The sequence below is a fragment of the Pedobacter suwonensis genome (genome assembly GCF_900111825.1).
In the GTDB taxonomy this organism is placed as follows: Bacteria; Bacteroidota; Bacteroidia; order Sphingobacteriales; family Sphingobacteriaceae; genus Pedobacter; species Pedobacter suwonensis.
This window is the reverse complement of record NZ_FOJM01000007.1, coordinates 1-20,690: the sequence shown is the minus strand read 5'-3', so window position 1 is coordinate 20,690 and position 20,690 is coordinate 1. Positions and strand designations below refer to the sequence as shown.

Below are 20,690 nucleotides of genomic sequence, written 5' to 3'. Positions count from 1 at the left end.
ACACTAAAATTGAGATACTAACATCATAATTACTTATTACAGAACCCTCTTCATATATTCTTCATCCAATATAAAGATTGCCAAATTGCCTGATGCAGGCAGCAGGTTTTTTGGCAAACTATTAAATTAACTGTAATTACTATTATTTTACAACCGTAAACCTCTTTGGTACATTAAACGGAAAATCGACCGGAACATTGCCGTCAATTTTTACATATTGAAGGTCGATATTTATTGTTTTCGCTTTAGATAGCGTTTTGATCTTCAGCGCACCAGGAAATAAAAATTCGTTTAATTTTTGATAATCTGAATACGTAACTTTCAATGCCTGCCCATTTTTAGCATCATTTAAATTGGTTTCAGATACTTTGAAAAGTGTATTAAAGAGCAACCTGTAATCTAGCTCAGATTTACTTCCGGAAACAACCCAAACTCCGTTCTCCTGTTTAACATCCGATTCCGGAACTAAAAACTCGCCCACGGCATTACCCGTTAAGATGGCTTGCAGGGTGTTAAAATTAACCTGTTTGTTGGTGAAATTGTAAACATAACTGAACGGTTTTTTGAGGTACTCGTTTTTCATCCGGTTCATAATCTTAATGCTATCAGGCGTAATTAACGCTCTTGCCACCTCTGCCATTCCACCCAATGCCGTAATGCTTACCCAAATGGTCTCCTTATCTTTCATTTTGAAATTCATGGTTACATCATTCGCATTACCGGCAATATCCAAAGTTGCTTTTGCTTTAAGTGAAAGCGTATTAAATTTAAGCTGTTTGCTATTCAACAGGGTTAAGGCTTCTGCTTTGGTATTATCTGTTTTGGTTTCCGTTTTGGTAGGAGGAGCCACTACAATTTCTTTTTTAGGTTTACATGCTGAAACGAAGATTACCACTCCTAACAGGAATACACTATTTAAAATATTTTTTTTCATTGATCTTCTTAATTAATACTTCTGATCCGTTTCCGGCCTCTTTTGCTTTTTGCCATTGGATTAATGCAGCATCTTTTTCACCTTTCATAAAAAGTATATCTCCATATCGCTCCAGGTAAACACCGTTTTTACTGCTATTGTTTTGTAAAGCCTTTTCAATCCATATCTTCGCCAGATCGTATTTTTGCTGTCTGAACAGAATGAAGGCATAAGTATCTGCAACAGAGGGATTATTCGGCATGGCATGTGCAGCTGTTTCAGCATATTTAGCCGCCTTTGTCAAGTCATCATTTCTCAATGCCAAATAATAGGCATAATTATTCATGATCAGATAATTATCTGGCTCTGTTGCAATCGCTTTTTCGAAAGCCGTTTTAGCCTGTGCAAAATTATTCTGGTTGAGGTAAACATCGCCCTGAAGTGCATAAATCTGCGCCTGGAGGCTTTTGTTCTCTACATCCAATTGTGACGAGGTTTTTAAATTGCTTTGGGCAGCTTCATATTTACCGGTTTTAAAAGCTGCATAAGCCATATAATAATATAAACTGGCCTGGTTAGGATAAATGCTTAAAGCCTCTTCGCCAACTTTTAGGGCTTCATCGTAATGTCCAAGCAACGTTTGGATATTAATCACCTGTTCCCATACGATGTAAATCTGTTCGTTAAGTCGCAACGCAGCCTGATATTGTAGCAATGCTTCTTTCAAGTTATTCTGCTGATAGAGTACATCGCCGTAAAGGGCCAATGCTTTGGCTTCTGTAGGGTTTTTCTCTGCAACCAGCTTACTCAGTTCAGCTGCATTTTTAGCTACAATAGGCTGGTTAAGTTTAGGAAAAAGTGCGGCAATGATCTTTACCTTTTCTGCAAGCGGCATTTCATTGCTTTGAAAAGCCAGTTTTAAGGATGAAAAGGCTGCTTCATCATTTTTTTGCTTACGGTAGATATCGGCCAAAGCCAGGTTTACTTCAAAATTATTAGGTTCAAGTTGCTGTGCTTTGGTTAATACCTTTAAGGCTTCCGGTTCGTTCCCTTTTTGTAAAAGCAAACCTGCAGCGTATAAATAATTCTTTACATCCGCCTGGTTACCTTCCAACAACTTCACAATATCACTTTCTGTAGCATTGCCGTTAGATTGAAGCCGCCTTCTGGCATTTGCTAGATCTCTTGAATTACCAAATTTAACCTCAATTTCTTCATAGGTCTTTTTGGCGGCATCCAGCTGATTGGCCAAAAACTGTGCATTGGCCTTATCAAAATAATAGGCGTCGTTTTCAGGATCGAGACGGATGAGTTGGTTAAATACCCCGATCAGTTCGGGCATATTATTGCTGCGTTTATATACCTCTCCCAACAAACGCCAGTACCATAAATTTCCGTTATTTATTTTAATGGCCTGTTTAATATGCTGTTCAGCTTCCAAAAGCTTATCTAAACGCAGGTCTGCGTTGGCCAGTTCGAAATAAGCAGCATGGTTATTAGGATCTAACCCGACGATTTTATTGAAATTGGTAGCGGCCTGAACATAATTTTCAGACATTTTCTCCCGAAGACCGGCAAAGAACAATTGCTTTACCATATTGCTATCGCGATTGGTAGCAGGCGTAGCTTTCCCCTGCCCAAAAGCCTGGAAGCCGGCCAAAGTAGCCCCAATAAGAAAACGCACCTTATACTTCATATCATCCAAAAATTAACTCCAAACTCCCAACTGAGAACTCCAAACTATTTTCCCGTATGCCCGTAACCACCTTCGCCGCGAGCCGTTTCGCCCAGTGCTGTAACCGGCTGCCAGCTCACCGTTTCGTGTTTGGCCACTACCATTTGTGCAATCCTGTCGCCATTAACGATCTTAAAATCAGTATCTGATAAATTTACCAATAAAACTTTTATTTCGCCACGATAATCGGCATCGATAGTACCGGGTGAATTTACGATACTGATGCCATGTTTGTAAGCCAGGCCACTTCTTGGTCTGATTTGTGCTTCGTAACCAACCGGTAGCTCAATAAACAGGCCCGTTGGTACCAGCAACCGTTGTAAAGGTTTTAAAATAATTTCTTCGGTTATTGCCACCCTTAAATCCATTCCTGCCGCATGCGCAGTTTCATATTGTGGAAGCGGATGCCCGGATGTATTGATGATTTTTATTTCCATTTTATTAGGTGTGAGATTGAAGATGCCGGATCTAAGATGGCCATAGGCCAATTATTTCTTTAACATTTTCATTAATTCATTTTTCTCAAAATAAGCAACACCTGCTACAAAAGCAATCAGCATTGCATTGCCAATGTAAATGTTTCTTTTAAATACAAAAAATGAACAGAATACAATTATCGTTGAAATAATTAAATAAGATAAAATCTTTTTAAGGTTGTAAGGAATAGGATAATACTTCTGTCCGAGAACATATGATAAAACCATCATTACAAAATAAGCCAGCATACTTACCCATGCAGACCCCATATAACTAAACCGTGGAATGAGAACAATATTAAGTACGATTGTGATGATTGCTCCGGCGACAGAAATATATAGCCCGAAACGGGTTTGATCAGATAGTCGGTACCAGATAGAAAGATTCATATAAATACCCAGGCAAACGTATCCCAATAACAAATACGGTACCGCCGGTAAACCGACCCAATATTCTTGTTTACGGATGAAAAATTTAAGTAGTTCAATGTTGGCAATTATGGCAACAAAAAGAATAGATAGGGCAATTACAAAATATTTCAAAATCGTAGCATAGGTATTCCTTGCGTTTTTCTCTTTTGCATGGCTAAAGAAAAATGGTTCGGCACCCAGTCTGAAAGCTGTGATAAAAATACTTAAGAATATTGCTATTTTACATACTGCACCATAAATACCAACCTCTCCATCGGCTATTTCAGGTGGCAATAGCTTTTTAAGCACTATCTTATCTAAATTCTCGTTTACGATAAATGACAGATTTGCTACTAAAATTGGCCAGCTGTAAGAAAACATATTTCTAAAAAGCTGACTATCGAAACTTAATTGCAATTTCATAAATTCCGGCAGCAAATAAATCAGGGTAGCAACAGAGGCGATAAGGTTAGCTACGAAAACATAACCGATCCATTGGTTCCTGTACCATGAAGTAAACCATTCTACACCTGCCCAGTTGTGTTTTATGATGGCAGGAATGAGGTAAATAAATACGAGGTTAAAACCAACAAAGCAGCCAATATTTAAAAATTTGGCAAAACTGTATTTAAATGGACGACCATCTGCTCGCAATTTCGCAAAGGGGATTACGCAAATAGCATCAATAAAAAGTATCCATAAAAAGAAACTGACATACTGTTTATAATCTGCAATTTCAGATGCTTTTGTTGCCAAGTAACCTGCAATCGAAGAGGAAAAAATTAAACCCGTAACTAAGAAAAGTGTCGAAATAAAAGCAATGCAAAGAAATGAATTGTTATATACCTGTTGCTTTTTGTCTTCAAACTTATTTAAATACCTAAAGTAGGTACTTTCCATACCAAAGGCCAAAACTGCATTGATCAACGATGCATTGGCGTACATATTAGTAAAAATGCCATAAACACCTTTTTGATAAACACCGGTATAGATAGGTGTGAGAATGAAATTGAACAGCCTGGAAAAAACGGTACTGATACCGTAAACCATGGTTTGTCCAAGAAATTTTTTATATACAGACATTTAGTATCGCGATAGAAGCATCAGGTATCAAGATTATACACAGATAGCGATCTTGCTACTTGATACAAAATACTTGTTACTTTTTAAAGACTTCAAAATTACGATAGTTTTTTACTTCGCCATTGCTTACCTCTACATTTTCAACACGCGATCGGTCAGGACCTTCATGGCACCAGTTCACAAATTCTTCCAGAAAAATATCTTCGCCTTCCGCTTCGATATAAACCGATCCGTCTTTTTCGTTCCTTACAAAACCATTTACCATCATCTGGTTGGCAATCATTTTAGTGGTTTCTCTAAAACCAACGCCCTGCACTTTACCTGTTACTTTTATATTGAGGTGTTTCATTGAATGTTGTAAAGTTGAAATATCGCTGTAAAGGTAAATGAATTATCACAATTCTTCAGCACCTGTTACCGAAGGTATATAACTGATTAACGATAATCTTCAGGCTGAATTATGACAGGAGTATTAAACAATTAAAACCACAACAAAAAATGGTTATGATCCATTAAACAAAACTATAATTAGACTGGTTATCATTAGCACTAATTTTTCGGGAATAGCTTAACATTTAGGTAATTTGAATTTTAAAAACGGAGACAATAATGAGTGTACATATAGGATTGATGATCTGGAAGGAAATGAAAACCAAAGAGATTCCCATTTCCATATTTGCAAAAAAGTTGGGCATTAGCAAAATCAAGGCGCAGGAAATTATTAACAGTCCTACCTTAGATGTTTCTCTACTTGCCAATGTGAGTGAGGTACTCGGCTACAATTTTTTTAGTTATTACGAAAAAGGCAAGGCATTTTCCGAGTTCAGTAAAAAGGAAACACAGGCATCAGCAGAAGAAATCAAAAGATTAAAAAGCCTGCTCAGTGAGAAGAACAAAACGATCGAACTTAAAGATAAAATCATCCAAAACCTTTCGCATACTGTTTCTCTGCTTGAAAAAGTCCAGTACCGTTAATTTGGAAAGTGGAAAGTTATTGTTTTGGAAAGTCGTTCAAATGACTCATGAAAATACCAATCATTAATTTACCCTAAAATCGAGGTTTACATTTTAGGAGATAAAAACCTTCCATCAATTTAAGCATTATCCATCCTCAAATCTAACTTACATAAAATTCTATAAATTTGTTGAGTCTGAAAACGGACTTTAAAAATGAAGATTTATTTCAACAGAAAACACTTATTTAAAGAAATTGATTACCCAGATCGTTACCGCAAGAAAAATCTTTTTAAAACCGTTTCCATCATTTTTGGTATTATTCTCGGATTTCTAATCCTCCTGAAGCCCTTTGAAGTTAATACATCGCAACAGAAAGTTAATTATTTTTTCATATGCTGTCTCCATGCCTTGTTACCTGCAGTAATCCTATATTTTTATTTTACCGCATTAAATTATTTACGGGCAAAGCATGCTGAAAACAAAAGCTGGTCTTTAACATCAGAATACGCGCATGTTGGCATTTCACTTCTTTCCACAGGTATAGTGAGCTTCCTGATCCGCGATTTCATTTATTTCAATCAAAATAATTGGTCATGGCACTATTTATGGGAAGAGGTGAGAAACTGTTTTGTGGCAGGGATACTTTTGTATTTTTTCATCAGGATGGCGATGTTCTATTTTGAATCAAAAAAAGACACCTCCTTAATTTTCCAGTTTACTCCACTTGATCTTAAATCACAGAATAATTCCGGAAATACCTTAATTTATGTTAAAACCCAGGTCAAGCAAGACGATTTCACTTTAGATCCAAACGATTTACTTTTTGCCAAAGCAGACGGAAATTACATTGAGATAGCAACCTGTAATAATAATCAGCTAAATATCGAGCTAAAAAGAATCTCCCTAACACAATTTGAATCTCAGTTACATTCCAACCGTAATTTCTTCCGTTGTCACAGGGCCTTCCTGGTAAACATGTGTTATATCAAAAACGTAACCGAAAACTCGCAGGGCCTTATGCTCTCATTTGACCACACAGTTGATCAGGTACCCGTTTCAAGGGCACAGCTTGTTGCTTTCAATGCGCTTTATCAAGAACTCCTTCTTACCCAAAGTTCATCACCTAGTTATTGATCACAAAGATTTGTTGCTGATAACATTGGCAATAAATAACATGATATCCATTGTATGTTTGCGATAGCATTGGGTTAACGTGGCCTGATCATTAAAAAACGTACTGTTATGTCATCCAAAATATTACTTCAGCAAATGGGTTCGAACAAAGCCAATAACCTATTTTATATTGATAATCTTAAGATCCTTCTAACCATGTTAGTTGTATTACACCATACCATTATTGTGTATTGCGCCCCAGGTGGATGGTATTATACCGAAAAAACAACTCAAATGGCTGCCATTATACCATCAACAATTTTTGTAAGCCTAAATCAATCATTTTTTATGGGCTTTTTTTTCCTACTGGCAGGATACTTCACAGCACCATCTTACCATAGAAAAGGGACTTGGAAGTTTTTGGGAGACCGCCTCATCAGGCTTGGTATCCCACTGTTATTTTACTCCTTCGTTTTATCGCCATTACTAAGTTACCTTGTTTATTATTTCGCAGAGCGCAATCACATTACTTATCTGCAATATCTTTCAGGTTACCATAGCTGGATTGATTTTGGCGTACTGTGGTTTGTTGCAGCCTTACTGCTATTTACACTGATTTATGTTGGCGCGAAACATTTCGTTACCATTAAATTTAAAAATCCTATTCCGGCACCTGGTACCGCCAAGATTTTATTTTTTGCTGTTTTGCTAGGTGTAATTACCTTTTTTGTTAGGATTTTATTTCCGGTGGGTTGGGTGCTTAAACCGTTTGGCTTTCAGTTAGGTCACTTTCCGCAATATATCATCCTGTTTATTATAGGTTTGTTGTCCTATAAAAATCAATGGTTTGATAGCTTGCCTTTAAAAGTTGGTAAAAGCCTCAGGCGGGTTGCCTGGTTAGGTCTAATATTCTTTCCTTTGTTCTTTCTGATCAAGGCCAAGCTTAATATGCCCATTGAATGGTATTCGGGTGGTTTTCGCTGGCCATCTCTATTGTATGCCGTTTGGGAACAATGTATAGGAATTTCAATTCTCACTGCATTATTAAGCCTGGGCAAAAATTCGTGGAATAGATCATCGCCATTGTTAAGTAAATTATCCAGATGCACTTTTGCCACTTATATTTTCCATCCACTGGTCATCACAGGCGTTTCTCTTATATTTAAATGCTGGTTGGCAGATCCGGCAATCAAGTTTTTAGTCCTGGCTCCATTTGTAGTGATGGGAAGTTTCTTATTGGGCTCCATTGTGCTGATGATTCCAGGCGTGAAAAGAATTATCTGATAGATTGAAATGGAGAACTGAGGTTATCTAAAATCAAAAATACGAAAGTAAATTGCGCATCTCTGGTATACACGTCGATCTAACTATCCCATTCGTTTTGTAATTGCACAAGCTGCGCTAATTTATTCTTAAATTCATGCCATATTTCTTCAAGTATAACCCTGGCAGGTTTAATCTCTTTCAGCATTGCCGAAACCTGCCCGATTTCAAGTTCTCCATTTTCTATATCACCTTCAAACATCCCCAGTTTTGCCCTGGCATGCCCCAAAAGCTCAGCCAGTTCTTTCGGGCTTGCGCCTGTAGCTTCAGCATGGGCAATAGTATCTGCAAATTCGTTTTTCAATAACCTTACCGGAACCAGTTTTTTCATGGCCAATTTAGTGTCTCCTTCTGTAGCGGCAATAATTTTATGCTTAAATGCTTGGTGGGCAGATGATTCTTCTGCGACAGCAAAGGCCGAACCGATCTGAACAGCATCTGCACCTAAGGCAAATGCAGCCAGCATGGCTTTTCCACTCCCAATACCGCCAGCCGCGATAACCGGAATTTTAACCTTTTCTTTAATCATCGGGATTAAACACATGGTAGTGGTTTCTTCTCTCCCGTTATGCCCTCCGGCTTCAAAACCTTCGGCAACAACGGCGTCAACACCAGCTTCCTGTGCTTTTATCGCAAATTTTGTATTTGCAATAACATGAACGACTGTAACACCCCTTTCTTTTAAAAAACTGGTCCATGTTGCTGGATTACCGGCAGAAGAAAATACAATTTTCACCTGCTCTTCAATTACAACATCTATAATTTGCTGAATATTAGGGTAAAGCAATGGAATATTAACGCCAAAAGGCTGATGTGTGGCCAATTTGCATTTTTGAATATGTGATCTTAAAACATCAGGGTACATCGAACCTGCACCAATAATGCCTAATCCTCCAGCATTTGAAACCGCCGAAGCCAGTTTCCAGCCACTGCACCAGACCATTCCAGCCTGGATAATCGGGTATTTGATATTAAAAAGTTTACAGATGGGGTTCATAAGGAAATTTACTTTATAAATGATAGGCGAATTAGTGAGTATCAATTTATTCTGAAAGGATTCTATATAATTCTAAATTAAGAAAATAGTGGCCTTTGCCTAAACTTCTTTTTTCAAGAATTCTCATCCGTTGGCTAATTTAAAATTAACCTTAAAAATTTAATTTTTTAAGGTTAAAAGATAAAATCGAATTAAAAAGATTGTAACCGAAACTTTGTACATTAAAAATGCTTATTTTTAATGTACAAAGATGATACAACCTTAAAACTTAGGGCGAAATAAGTTTATGCTTTAAAAAAAACGTTTTTAAAGTTATTAGAAAAATGAATAATTCTTTAAATCAACCGCCTCACCAGATCATTTTCAATTTCAAAATTTTCCTCTAACTGAATGAGGTTTAAACCAGGTTTTTTACCAACCTCTATTGTTCCCATGTGCTGATCAAGCCCCAAAAACTCTGCTCCATTTATGGTAGCCCAACTCAGGAGCTTTTCAAAAGTAACCTGTTTATATTTCTGCAAGGTGAGCATCTCTGATAGGATATTAAGCTGATGGTTACTGGCTAAACTATCTGTTCCCAAGGTGATTTTTAGCTTTTCATCTATTAACAGATCAACATCAGGTAAAACATTTTCGATATATAAGTTAGCTTGCGGACAAAGGCACCAGTATAAATTGGGATTGCTTTGCTTAGCAAAATCAATATCTGCTTTATTCGTAACCGTATTGTGTACCAGTAATGTTTTTTCCTTTTTTATATAAGGCAGCCAGGATTTTAATGAAGTTTTATTTGTTGGAACAAAAAAGGAGAGATCCATTCCTAAAAACTCATAAAGCTTTAAAAAACCGCCTGTTTTACTTTCAAAAAAAGCATTTTCATCAACGGTTTCCTGGTTATGCACGCTGATAAATGCATTTGATTTTTCTGCTTCTTGCCTAATCAATTCAAATAGCTCAGGTGAAACGGTATAAGGTGCATGCGGAACTATGGCTGTTGGCAGGGGTTCAAAATCGCGCTTAACTTCCCTCAAATGATCCATTATAGCACTCGCACGTTCTGGATTAAAACCTAAGGCTTCTATAAAAGTATAATAATAAATCTTACTGCTTTCTTTTACCTTTTTAGAAGAAATCTGGTTGGAAATATCGCCAACAGCAACAATTCCATTATCGAACATCTGTTGATCGGCTTTTTGCATAGCCAGATCGATCTGACCGGCATCGGCCTGTCTGTTTTTAATAATATGCTGTACAAATTCTACCAATCCTGTTTGCCAGGGAATTTGACCCAACAGGTGTGATAACTCTAAATGGCAATGTGTATTAACAAAGCCCGGAACAATGGCGCCCTTATACTTAATGATCTCCAAATCAAGGTTCACCGAATCTTCTTCGGCTAAAACCTCTTTTATTTCACCATCAGGATTTACGGCTACTACTCCGTTTTTAATTGGCGGGGAAGAAACAGGAAAGACCCAATCAGCTGAAAAGTATTTTAACATACCGCAAATTAATGGAATAATCGGAGCAAATAAAATATTTCCCTGGTCTGCGTTATTTTGGTAATGACTGAGTTTTGAAATTGCTTCCCTAAGGATGAGAATAAGAAAAAAGAGCCTCCTATCGGAATCGAACCAATGACCTACTGATTACAAGTCAGTTGCTCTACCAGCTGAGCTAAGGAGGCTTAATCGGGCGGCAATGATAGAAAAAAATCTTCATTTTTAAAAATTGAAAATTATTTTTTCTACTATAGGTAGTGAATAGCTTCTGGTCATCCAGAATATTTATTTATAAATACCATCAGCAGTACATTTGGTCAGTAGTCCATGTTTAAACCGGCATGCCATCAGCAACCAACAAACAAAAACTTGTAGTGCTTCACCTCAAAGTGTAGACAAACTCCACAGCCTTAAAAGTTTGACACAAAAATAATTACCTAAAAACCAATCACTTAACTAAAATAATCCATTTGGCATCATTATGAAACATAAGCAAGTATTGTTACACAAATTAAATTTAAAAATATATACTATGAAAAAGTTCGTTTTAGCAGCTACAGTATTAGCATTAGCAGGATTCTCAACAGTAAAAGCAAGTGAAGTAAAAGATTTTAAAACTACTGCAATTGTTGCAGTTCAAGATAGCGCAGTAAAAACCCCGGTAAAACTGGAAGAGCTTCCTGAGCCGGTAACCACCGCATTAAAATCTGATGCTTACAAAGGATGGACCGCTACCGAAGCCTGGTCGGTAAAAGAAGGTACAAAAGAGTATTATTTAATTAATGTTAAAAAAGAAGCAGAAACCGGATCTGTTAAAATTGACAAAGACGGTAAACCCGTTCAATAAATAATATAAGTTAGCGCTCCGGAATTAACCAGTATTTAACGTAACGATAGTTACAAACCATATTTAAAACATCATATCATGAAAAAGATCATTTTAGCCGCCACTTTAGCATTCGCAGGATTCACAGCAGTTCAGGCAAGTGAAGTAAATACCATCAAAAACGCTGCAATTGTTGCAGTTCAAGATAGCGCAGTAAAAACTCCGGTAAAACTGGAAGAGCTTCCTGAGCCGGTAACCACCGCATTAAAATCTGATGCCTACAAAGGATGGACCGCTACCGAAGCCTGGTCGGTAAAAGAAGGTACAAAAGAGTATTATTTAATTAATGTTAAAAAAGAAGCAGAAACCGGATCTGTTAAAATTGACAAAGACGGTAAACCCGTTCAATAAATAATATAAGTTAGCGCTCCGGAATTAACCAGTATTTAACGTAACGATAGTTACCAACCATATTTAAAACATCATATTATGAAAAAGATCATTTTAGCCGCCACTTTAGCATTTGCAGGATTCACAGCAGTACAGGCAAGTGAAGTAAATACCATTAAAAACACTGCAATTGTTGCAGTTCAAGATAGCGCAGTAAAAACGCCGGTAAAACTGGAAGAACTTCCTGAGCCGGTAACCACCGCCTTAAAATCTGATGCTTACAAAGGATGGACCGCTACTGAAGCCTGGTCGGTAAAAGAAGGTACCAAAGAGTACTATTTAATTAACGTAAAAAAAGAAGCAGAAACCGGATCTGTTAAGATCGATAAAGACGGTAAGCCTGTACAATAAAACCCAAATAATTACATCTACCTATGATAAGAAAGCCAGATTATGTCTGGCTTTTCTTATTTTTGTTACATGGCGAGAATCCTGATTTTAGAAGACGATACCACATTTGCTCAAATACTCGATGGTTTTTTAACAAAAAATGGTCATGAGGTTACCCTCGTAACACAAGTAAAGCAATCATTTAAGCAAGTTGAAACCAATACATTCGATTTACTTTTAATCGATTACCGCCTGCCGGATGGAACCGGATTTGAAGTGCTTACCCACCTTCGCGATTTAGGGCTTTCTATTCCGGTCATCATCATGACCAGTTTTAACGATGTCCGCACTGCAGTCAAATCAATTCAATTGGGTGCATTTGATTACATTACCAAGCCGGTTAATCCAGATGAGCTTTTAATGGTGATCAAAAGTTCTTTAACCAAAAAGGACTTGAAGAGTGTTGAACCAAAAGAAGTAAACAGCGATTTTATTAAGGGTAAAAGTGCCATTGCGGACAAACTCTATGAGCATATTAATTTGGTCGCGCCTACAGACATGTCGGTAATCATACAGGGCGAAAGTGGCACAGGGAAAGAATTTGCAGCCAGAACCCTGCATCAGCAAAGTAAACGTGCCAACCAACCTTTTGTTGCTATAGATTGTGGTGCATTATCCAAAGATTTGGCCGCCAGTGAATTATTCGGACATGTTAAAGGAGCATTTACAGGGGCACTAAATGATAAAAAAGGCCAGTTTGAGGCTGCCGATGGAGGAACTTTGTTTTTAGATGAAGTGGGCAACCTAAGCTATGAGGTGCAGATTAAGTTGCTCAGGGCTTTACAGGAAAGGGTGATACAACCTTTGGGCAGTACCAAACAGATTCCCGTTAATGTGCGTATCATCACGGCTACCAATGATGACCTGGCCAATAGCATGCAACAGGGAGAATTCAGAGAAGATCTGTACCATCGTTTAAATGAATTTAAAATCCAGCTTCCGCCTTTACGCGAAAGGGGTGGGGATTTAGAATTATTTATCAACCACTTTATCACTTTATCCAACCGCGATTTAGGTCGTAATGTGAAAAGTATCTCTGCTGAAGCGAAAGCATTATTGTTGAGTTATGACTGGCCGGGAAATCTCCGCGAGCTTAGTAATGTGATCAAACGAATGGTTTTATTGAGCCAGGGCGATGTTGCCCAGATTAATGCGTTACCTGATGAAATGATGATTTCTGTCCATCAGCAATCAGCTCCGGGCAATTCATCTGATCTGAAAGCCGTTAACGAACAAAATGAAAAAGCATTGATTACCGAAACACTGATCAAAGTAAGATATAACAAATCAAAAGCTGCAAAAATCTTAAATATCGACCGCAAAACGTTGTATGCTAAAATGGAACGCTATGGGATAGAATAACTATTCTACAGTAATGTAGTCGATTTTCTCGATAAAGGCAATCAAACTATCCAATGCGCTGAGCTGTAGTAACAGCTCAGATTTAATATTTTCGGTTAATCCATTTTCCACTATTTCCATTTCCAGGGCTCTAAAAGCATTGGCTAACGTCTTCGAGCCCATCTGGGCCACGCGTCCAGCAAGCCGGTGAACCAATAACCTGCTCCTATCCTGATCGTTTTCATCCAGGTATTTTTTTAGTTCAGCTGCATCATCAATCGAATCTTGCCTGAAGCGGGTAAGGATTTTTTCCAACAATTCCTGATCACCAAAAGTCATTTTCTCGATTGAGGAAAAATCAAATTCAGGTTGATTGGCCAACATCTCTGTTTTATCAAAGATAGACAGGATATCAACCGCCCTAAACGGTTTCATAATTAATCCGTCAAAACCCTCACTCAAAACCATTTCGCGCTCTTCAGGTAGAACCTGTGCGGTAATGGCATAAAATTTAACATTTTGAGGCAGTTTCTTTTTCAATAAGTGGCAGAGTTCAAAACCCGTCATTTCGGGCATGCGCATATCTATCAAAACATACTTCAAATCAGCATCGGGCTCGGTATGAAGAATGTCTGCCACCTGTGTAAAACTCCTGTAAGGCACTTTATTTCTCTCGAAAATCATCCCACATAAATCCAGGATCAGTTTATCATCGTCGATTACCCAAACCCTTCCCGGATTTACGATGGCATAATGCGTTAAGTCTAAGGCATCGTTTACACGCTCTGTGGTATTTTCATATTTGATGTAAATATTAAATGTGGTACCCATGCCCGGTTTACTTTTCACATAAATTCTTCCTCCCTGCGCTTCAATCAAAGATTTAACAATAGGCAGGCCCAAACCGGTACCTGCAGGATTAATCAAATATTTTTCGGGAGATTCGATCTGCTCAAATTCATTAAATATCTTCGGAATATCTTTTTCCTCAAAACCGATTCCTGTATCCTTTACTGTAAAATGGAAATGCAGATCATCTCCCTGCTTTTTGTAAGATACAGCCAGCTTAATTTCACCTTTCAAAGTAAATTTTACTGCATTACCTAATAAGTTAAATAAAATTTGCTTTAGCCTGAAAACATCTCCCTTTACAAACTCCAGACCGGCAAGATCAAATGCCGTATCTAACCGGAGCAACTTCTGTTCTGCCAATGGCCGCATTACCGAAACCACTTCGTCCAAAGCTTTTTTGATATTAAATACCTGGTTGTTGAAGCTAAACTCACCCGACGTAATCCTGTTATAATCCAAAACCTCGTTAACAATCTGAAGTAGGTGGATGGAAGATTGATAAATGGCATCAACATCTTTCTTATTAGGTACATCCTGCTGGGTAATCAGTTCGGCATAACCTAAAATAGACTGCAAAGGCGTTCTGATCTCATGGCTCATATTTGACAGGAACCGTTGCTTCGCTTTACCATGGTATTCAGCCTCGTCTTTAGCCAGTTCCAATTCTTTTCTATATCTGTTACTTTTTGTAATGTCGGCCATAATTAAATACAGCAGAATAACCGTTAACAGAAAAAAGATAATGATAATGGTTGTAATCTGGGTAATCCCATCATTAACCACTTCTTTAGCCTGGATACCATTTAAATCGACCTGGGCTACAGCCTGCCCTTCAACTTCTCTTAAAATCTGTAATATTTTAGCGGTTAAAGCATTGCTTGCACTCGACAAATCGGCTTCCCGCTTTAAAAATTTCTGGCTTTTCTGACGTTGTTCCAGTTCGATATTTTTTAACGAACCCGTCATGCTTTTCATGATACTATCTTCAGCCTTTGCATTTAAAGTATCACGCTTAACTTTAAATTCCTCATTAATAATTTTATAAACATCAGATTTTTTCTTGCCAAAAAGTTTGCTCAGGAAACCCCTCGATTTTTGTTCTTCTTCAGGTGCAACCGTAGTGGTTGATGTGGTCGTTTCGGTGGTTAATACCGCACTGTCAGCTTGCCTGCTACGTGTGGCCACCAAGTCATTCAATTTACGGACCTCCTCTGAAAAAGATTTGGTATTCACCAGTGTTTCCCTCACCTTAAGGTAGTTCACAAATTGTTTATCCCGTTCTGACAGTAAAATTTTAATCGATTTTATCCTTGCCAACTGCGCAGAATCACCTCGGTATAATTTCCGCAGGGTATCTAAACCCGACCTTAACCTCCGCGATTCTTTAAGAAAACTATAGGTGCCCTGTTTGTTAAAGGCCTCATCGCGCTGCAACTGATCTAACCTGGCTATCCTATGCGATAGGTCGTTAACAATCCTCAACCGATCGTTTGGTGCAGAAATTTCTTCCACGGTATCCAGCATCCTCGTAAAGGCAAATTTACTGATACCCCATGCCAAAAGCAATGCGAAACAGGCGAACAAAAAACCGATGATCACTTTACTTTTGATTGCCCGGAAGAATCTTTTCTGAATAACAGCCGCCATTGATTTAGATTGTTTAGATTATCCATTATAATAACGGTTTAACCTTAAAATTTGATATGGATTTATCTTTGCAAATAACGTACCACAAGAAAAATTGATTAAAAAACTTTAATTTTAAACGCCTCCAAAAAACAAACCTTGAACCGTATCGACCATTTTTCTGAATGTTAACCCTGCTTTATTCCAGAAAATACATTACGGTAGAAAAATTGAAGATAGGTTCGATATGAGCGTACGTACCGGTTATCAGATACCAGAGCATGAATACCGGGATCATCTGTCTCAGGAATTTAGGCATCCCTTTCAAAAAACACAGCACATGTCAATAATTGACTACATGCGCCTAGTCCCGTAAATTATTAAAAACATTTTTTCCAGGCTGTCATAGGGTTGTCAATGGCGGGCGTTTTCTTTGTTTAAACAAACATCAAAATCATGAGCATCGCTGATTTACTACTTATGGAATTACAGGCAGCAGAAAAAACAAAACAGAAAAACATGGAAATTATTAATGTATTATTGAAAGAATTAGAAGCCGAATTTAATATCACAAAAAAATTCCTCGCGATTGTTCCGGCAGAAAAATTTGACTGGGCGCCACACGAAAAAAGCATGAAGTTGAAATCATTAGCGGTTCATATTGCTGATCTGCCGAGCTGGGTTTCGTTAGCCTTAACTACCGATGGACTGGATTTTGAAACAGCACCTTATGTAGAAAAACCTATAGAAAATGTTGGTGATCTGGTAAAAATTCTGGAAGAAAATTATAACGAAGGGAGAACAGAATTGAAAAAAGCAACAGAAGAGGATTTGAATGGACGCTGGATATTAAGGATGGGCAAACAAGTTTTGTCCGATTATTCTAAATATGAAACCATTCGCCACTCCCTTAGCCAAACTACTCATCACAGGGCACAGCTGGGCGTTTATTTGAGGTTACTGGAGATTCCTATCCCAGGCAGTTACGGACCAAGTGCAGATGATCAAAACTTTTAGTTCACAATACATTCAAATGAGGCCATCGAAACCGGGTGTGTTTTGATGGTCATTCTTGGAAATGACTGCCGAATTACAGGGCCATATTGATATTCTATTTCCACTTTGTTAGATTTAGCCATGAAAAAAATATTGGCCATTTCAGGAAGCACCAAAACTTCATCCACCAATGGGCTTTATATTTCGGCCATTAGCCAGCTTCTAGGAAAAGATTTTGAGGTCTATATCTTCCCAACTATTGCAGTTGTTCCACATTTCAACCCAGATCTAGATTTAGCAGATCCACCAAACATTGTTTATGACCTTCGTAAAACCATCCAGGAAGCAGACGGCATCATCATTTCTACACCTGAATACGCCATGGGTTTACCAGGATCGCTTAAAAACCTGCTCGATTGGACGGTAAGCTCAGCATCATTTTCAGGGAAACCTGTTTTTGCACTTGTAGCTTCTACACAGGGTGAAAAAGCCTATCAATCTATAATAGATATTTTAACGGTACTTGAGGCCAATATCTCTTCAAAGCTTATTTCCTTTGCAAAAGCAAAGATCAATCCTGATGCAGAAATTATAGATCAGGAAACTTTAACCGGACTTAAATCTACTGTTAAAGCATTTGTTGCCGCAGTTGAGAATGGATAACACGATTTATTTCCGTAAAATTGCAGTATGAACAATAATGCTGCCACCCGTTTAAATAAATTCATTAGTGAAAGTGGATTATGTTCACGCCGTGAGGCAGACCGATATATTGAAAAGGGAACGGTTTTCATCAATGGAAAAAGAGCCAGGATAGGTGATCAGGTTTTTGCAGGAGATAAAGTGATGGTTAACGGCCATCATATCGAACCCAAAGAAGAAAGTAATTTTATCCTGCTTGCTTTCAATAAGCCTGTTGGCATTACCAGTACCACTGAAGGCACCGTATGTGATAATATTGTCGATTATATTAATTACAGTGAAAGAATATTTCCCATCGGCCGGTTAGACAAAGATTCATCTGGCCTGATCTTCCTCACCAACAATGGTGATATCGTTAATAAAATCCTGCGTGCAGGGAACAAGCACGAGAAGGAGTACGTAGTCACTGTTAATAAACCCATTACCGAAGATTTTATCTTTGAAATGAGTAACGGTGTCCCCATCCTGGGCGTAAACACCCGGAAATGCAAAGTAAGACAGCTCAGTACCTTTGTTTTCAATATCATCTTGATTCAAGGTTTAAACCGGCAGATTAGAAGGATGTGCGAGCATTTTGGCTACGAAGTAACCAAACTGGAGCGCACACGCATCATGAATATTAGCCTTAAAGGTATTCCAACAGGTGAGTTTAGGGAGCTTACTGATGAAGAGATGAAGGCCATTACCAAAAGTGTAGAAAATTCGTCGTCAGAAGCCAAGGCTAAAACAAAAAGCTCTGTCCGGAAAAAGGCAAACGTGCGGGAAGAGATTCCGGAACTTAAAGAAGAACCGCCCAAAAAAGTATTCAAACCCAAACCATCCAATCAAAAATCATCAGCTAAGAAAACTGCTGGTCACCCAGGTTCAAAACCTGCTGGCAAGGCCAATAGCGGAAACCGAAATTCGCGACCTGCAAAAGGCAAACCTTCAGGCAAGTCAAACATAAGAGGCAGAGGAAGATAAACCAATTAATTGTAAAATTTCGCATCTTGCAGGCACCCTCAACCTTCTACCTTTCTGCCTTACACCTTTTTTAAGTACCTTTGCAACAAATGGTAACAGCAAAAAAAACCGATATCCGTGCGTTAGATCTGCCACAATTGCAACAACATCTTACTGCAATGCAACAGCCTGCTTTTAGGGCCAAGCAAATTTACCAGTGGCTTTGGGAAAAATCGGCAACGAGTTTTGAGCAGATGAGTAATCTATCCAAAGACCTTCGTAAAGCATTGGACGAAACTTTTGCCATTAATGCCGTTCGGGTTAACAACTCTCAGTTCAGTAACGACCATACCATCAAAAATACGTTTAAGTTAGCAGATGGCAATATCGTAGAGGGTGTTTTAATTCCGCTGGAAGATCGCATGACTGCTTGTGTAAGTTCGCAGGTAGGCTGCAGCCTAACCTGTAAATTTTGTGCAACCGGTTATATGGAACGTAAGCGTAATTTAAATGCCGACGAGATTTATGACCAGGTAGTATTGATTGATAAACAAGCCAGGCAGAATTACAACAATCCCCTTACCAATATTGTGTACATGGGGATGGGAGAACCGCTGTTAAATTATGCCAATGTACTAAAGTCTATCGAACGCATTACAGCACCCGATGGACTAAACATGAGCTACAAACGAATTACAGTTTCTACCGCTGGCATTGCCAAGATGATCAAAAAATTAGGAGATGATGGCGCAAAATTCAACCTTGCCTTGTCGCTACATGCCGCTGATGATAAAAAACGTAATGAGATCATGCCCATTAATGAGGCCAACTCATTAAAATCACTTGCCGAGGCCTTAAAATATTATTTTGCCAAAACCAAAAATCCGGTAACCTACGAGTACATCGTTTTTAATCATTTTAACGATGAAATTTCTGACGCGGTGGATTTGGCTAAATTCTGTAAACATATTCCCTGTAAAGTAAACCTGATTGAATATAATCCAATATCTTTCGCTGATTTCACCAACGCTGAAGGCGATAAGATTGATGCTTTTTCTAATTATTTAAAAAGCCAGGGGATCAATACCAACATCCGCCGTAGCCGAGGTAAAGATATCGATGCTGCTTGTGGGCAATTGGCGGTTAAGGAAGAAGCGAAGGCCTAAGCGAGAAATACATACTTTCAATAAATCTCTTTCATTTTTGGAATGCAGTTTACTGTGCTTTTGGGTTCGATCCGTCCTGCTCCGCTTTTTGAGGGTAAGGCTGGAAGATGTAAAACGGATGATGGAATGGTCTCTGCGGAGATCAGCGTTTCTGCGGGAGCACAACCTTAACTTTTCTCAGCTCCTTAATGGTTTAAATACCTATTGGTCTTGGAGCGCAATGTCCCGAGCATTTGGGATAGGTCCCGTCCTGCTGTCCGCTCTATCCTTTTGGAAACCTCATTTTTTAAACAATTTTTCTTAGCCAAAAGGGATGCCGCTCCCATCAGGGCTATTTAACCATGGACAGAAAATAGAGGAGTAAATATGGAAGATGTAAAATGGATGATGAAATGCGCTCTGCGGAGATCAGTGTAATCTGCGGGAAACGAAGCTTAGCTGCTTACCCCTTTAATGGTCTGGAAAAGTTCATAGGACGTTTAAATTGTAAAAAACGGAATATGTAAAACGGATGATGGAATGGTATCTGCGGGAGCACAACCTTAACTTTTCTCAACTCCTCAATTGTAAAAATTTTTTTCGTCTTGGAGCGCAATGTCCCGAGCATTTGAGATAGGTCCCGTCCTGCTATGCGCTCTATCCTTTTGGAAACCTTATTTATTAAACAATTTTTTAGCCAAAAGGGATGCCGCTCCCATCAGGGCTATTTTAGCTAGGACATAACATAAAAGACGGAAGATGTAAAACGGATGATGGAATGGTCTCTGCGAAGATCAGCGTTTTCTGCGGGAGCACAACCTTAACTTTTCTCAACTCCTTAATGGTTTAAATACCTCTTGGTCTTGGAGCGCAGTGTCCCGAGCATTTGGGATAGGTCCCGTCCTGCTGT

The 20,690-nt window shown here is 38.4% G+C and carries 19 protein-coding genes and 1 tRNA gene; 11 read left to right on the top strand and 9 right to left on the bottom strand.

All coding sequences use genetic code 11. From position 1 onward, the window contains the following. Positions 1-142: 142 nt before the first annotated feature. The 5 genes from BM107_RS10265 to BM107_RS10245 form a co-directional block, all read right to left on the bottom strand. Complete coding sequence (locus tag BM107_RS10265) at positions 143-934, bottom strand: lipoprotein insertase outer membrane protein LolB1 (RefSeq protein WP_090982928.1); 792 nt, start codon at positions 932-934, stop codon at positions 143-145. After that, complete coding sequence (locus tag BM107_RS10260; protein ID WP_090982926.1) at positions 912-2,609, bottom strand: tetratricopeptide repeat protein; 1,698 nt, start codon at positions 2,607-2,609, stop codon at positions 912-914. The genes BM107_RS10265 and BM107_RS10260 overlap by 23 nt, the downstream gene beginning before the upstream one ends. A 44-nt stretch (positions 2,610-2,653) precedes the next feature. Continuing rightward, on the bottom strand, positions 2,654-3,085 hold the full coding sequence (gene dut, locus BM107_RS10255) for a dUTP diphosphatase (RefSeq protein ID WP_090983316.1): 432 nt from the start codon (positions 3,083-3,085) through the stop codon (positions 2,654-2,656). 51 nt (positions 3,086-3,136) lie between these two features. Then, positions 3,137-4,618, bottom strand: coding sequence for a lipopolysaccharide biosynthesis protein (locus BM107_RS10250; protein ID WP_090982924.1), 1,482 nt, complete (start codon positions 4,616-4,618; stop codon positions 3,137-3,139). 76 nt (positions 4,619-4,694) lie between these two features. Next, positions 4,695-4,967 (bottom strand): acylphosphatase, encoded by a 273-nt coding sequence (locus BM107_RS10245; protein WP_090982922.1) that lies wholly within the window; start codon positions 4,965-4,967, stop codon positions 4,695-4,697. A 260-nt stretch (positions 4,968-5,227) separates the two neighbouring features. On the opposite strand from BM107_RS10245, the gene BM107_RS10240 reads away from it, so the two are divergent. The 3 genes from BM107_RS10240 to BM107_RS10230 all read left to right on the top strand — a co-directional run bounded on the left by BM107_RS10240 (position 5,228) and on the right by BM107_RS10230 (position 7,972). Then, on the top strand, positions 5,228-5,593 hold the full coding sequence (locus BM107_RS10240) for a hypothetical protein (RefSeq protein WP_090982920.1): 366 nt from the start codon (positions 5,228-5,230) through the stop codon (positions 5,591-5,593). Between the two features lie 195 nt (positions 5,594-5,788). Beyond that, positions 5,789-6,709, top strand: a complete 921-nt coding sequence (locus tag BM107_RS10235) for a LytTR family DNA-binding domain-containing protein (protein ID WP_090982918.1) — start codon at positions 5,789-5,791, stop codon at positions 6,707-6,709. Between the two features lie 108 nt (positions 6,710-6,817). Beyond that, positions 6,818-7,972: an acyltransferase family protein gene (locus BM107_RS10230; RefSeq protein WP_090982916.1), complete on the top strand. Its 1,155-nt coding sequence runs from the start codon at positions 6,818-6,820 to the stop codon at positions 7,970-7,972. A 79-nt stretch (positions 7,973-8,051) separates the two neighbouring features. Here the strand turns inward: BM107_RS10230 and BM107_RS10225 are convergent, their stop codons facing one another. From BM107_RS10225 to BM107_RS10215, 3 genes are all read right to left on the bottom strand, one after another. Further along, on the bottom strand, positions 8,052-9,008 hold the full coding sequence (locus tag BM107_RS10225; RefSeq protein WP_090982914.1) for an NAD(P)H-dependent flavin oxidoreductase: 957 nt from the start codon (positions 9,006-9,008) through the stop codon (positions 8,052-8,054). A 335-nt stretch (positions 9,009-9,343) separates the two neighbouring features. Then, a complete protein-coding gene (locus tag BM107_RS10220; protein WP_090982912.1) occupies positions 9,344-10,510 on the bottom strand; it encodes an amidohydrolase family protein in 1,167 nt (388 codons plus the stop codon). Between the two features lie 112 nt (positions 10,511-10,622). Beyond that, positions 10,623-10,695 (bottom strand) — tRNA-Thr (locus BM107_RS10215). 347 nt (positions 10,696-11,042) lie between these two features. On the opposite strand from BM107_RS10215, the gene BM107_RS10210 reads away from it, so the two are divergent. The 4 genes from BM107_RS10210 to BM107_RS10195 all read left to right on the top strand — a co-directional run bounded on the left by BM107_RS10210 (position 11,043) and on the right by BM107_RS10195 (position 13,538). Beyond that, entirely contained in the window at positions 11,043-11,357 is a 315-nt protein-coding gene (locus tag BM107_RS10210) for a hypothetical protein (RefSeq protein ID WP_090498049.1), read from the top strand. A 78-nt stretch (positions 11,358-11,435) separates the two neighbouring features. Then, complete coding sequence (locus BM107_RS10205; RefSeq protein ID WP_090982910.1) at positions 11,436-11,747, top strand: hypothetical protein; 312 nt, start codon at positions 11,436-11,438, stop codon at positions 11,745-11,747. A 78-nt stretch (positions 11,748-11,825) separates the two neighbouring features. Further along, complete coding sequence (locus BM107_RS10200; protein ID WP_090982907.1) at positions 11,826-12,137, top strand: hypothetical protein; 312 nt, start codon at positions 11,826-11,828, stop codon at positions 12,135-12,137. A 69-nt stretch (positions 12,138-12,206) separates the two neighbouring features. Next, a complete protein-coding gene (locus tag BM107_RS10195; protein WP_090982905.1) occupies positions 12,207-13,538 on the top strand; it encodes a sigma-54-dependent transcriptional regulator in 1,332 nt (443 codons plus the stop codon). On the opposite strand, the gene BM107_RS10190 is transcribed toward BM107_RS10195, so the two are convergent. Then, entirely contained in the window at positions 13,539-16,016 is a 2,478-nt protein-coding gene (locus BM107_RS10190) for an ATP-binding protein (RefSeq protein ID WP_090982903.1), read from the bottom strand. Positions 16,017-16,451: 435 nt separating this feature from the next. Between BM107_RS10190 and BM107_RS10185 the strand changes: the two genes are divergently transcribed. The 4 genes from BM107_RS10185 (at position 16,452) to rlmN (ending at position 19,801) form a co-directional block, all read left to right on the top strand. Continuing rightward, positions 16,452-17,012 carry a DinB family protein gene (locus tag BM107_RS10185; protein WP_244278780.1) on the top strand — a complete coding sequence of 187 codons (561 nt, stop codon included), beginning with the start codon at positions 16,452-16,454 and terminating at the stop codon, positions 17,010-17,012. A 120-nt stretch (positions 17,013-17,132) separates the two neighbouring features. Continuing rightward, on the top strand, positions 17,133-17,654 hold the full coding sequence (locus tag BM107_RS10180; protein ID WP_090982900.1) for an NADPH-dependent FMN reductase: 522 nt from the start codon (positions 17,133-17,135) through the stop codon (positions 17,652-17,654). Positions 17,655-17,681: 27 nt separating this feature from the next. Next, on the top strand, positions 17,682-18,656 hold the full coding sequence (gene rluF / locus BM107_RS10175; RefSeq protein WP_090982898.1) for a 23S rRNA pseudouridine(2604) synthase RluF: 975 nt from the start codon (positions 17,682-17,684) through the stop codon (positions 18,654-18,656). An 89-nt stretch (positions 18,657-18,745) separates the two neighbouring features. Next, positions 18,746-19,801: a dual-specificity RNA methyltransferase RlmN gene (gene rlmN, locus BM107_RS10170; RefSeq protein ID WP_090982896.1), complete on the top strand. Its 1,056-nt coding sequence runs from the start codon at positions 18,746-18,748 to the stop codon at positions 19,799-19,801. The last annotated feature ends 889 nt before the right edge of the window (positions 19,802-20,690 follow it).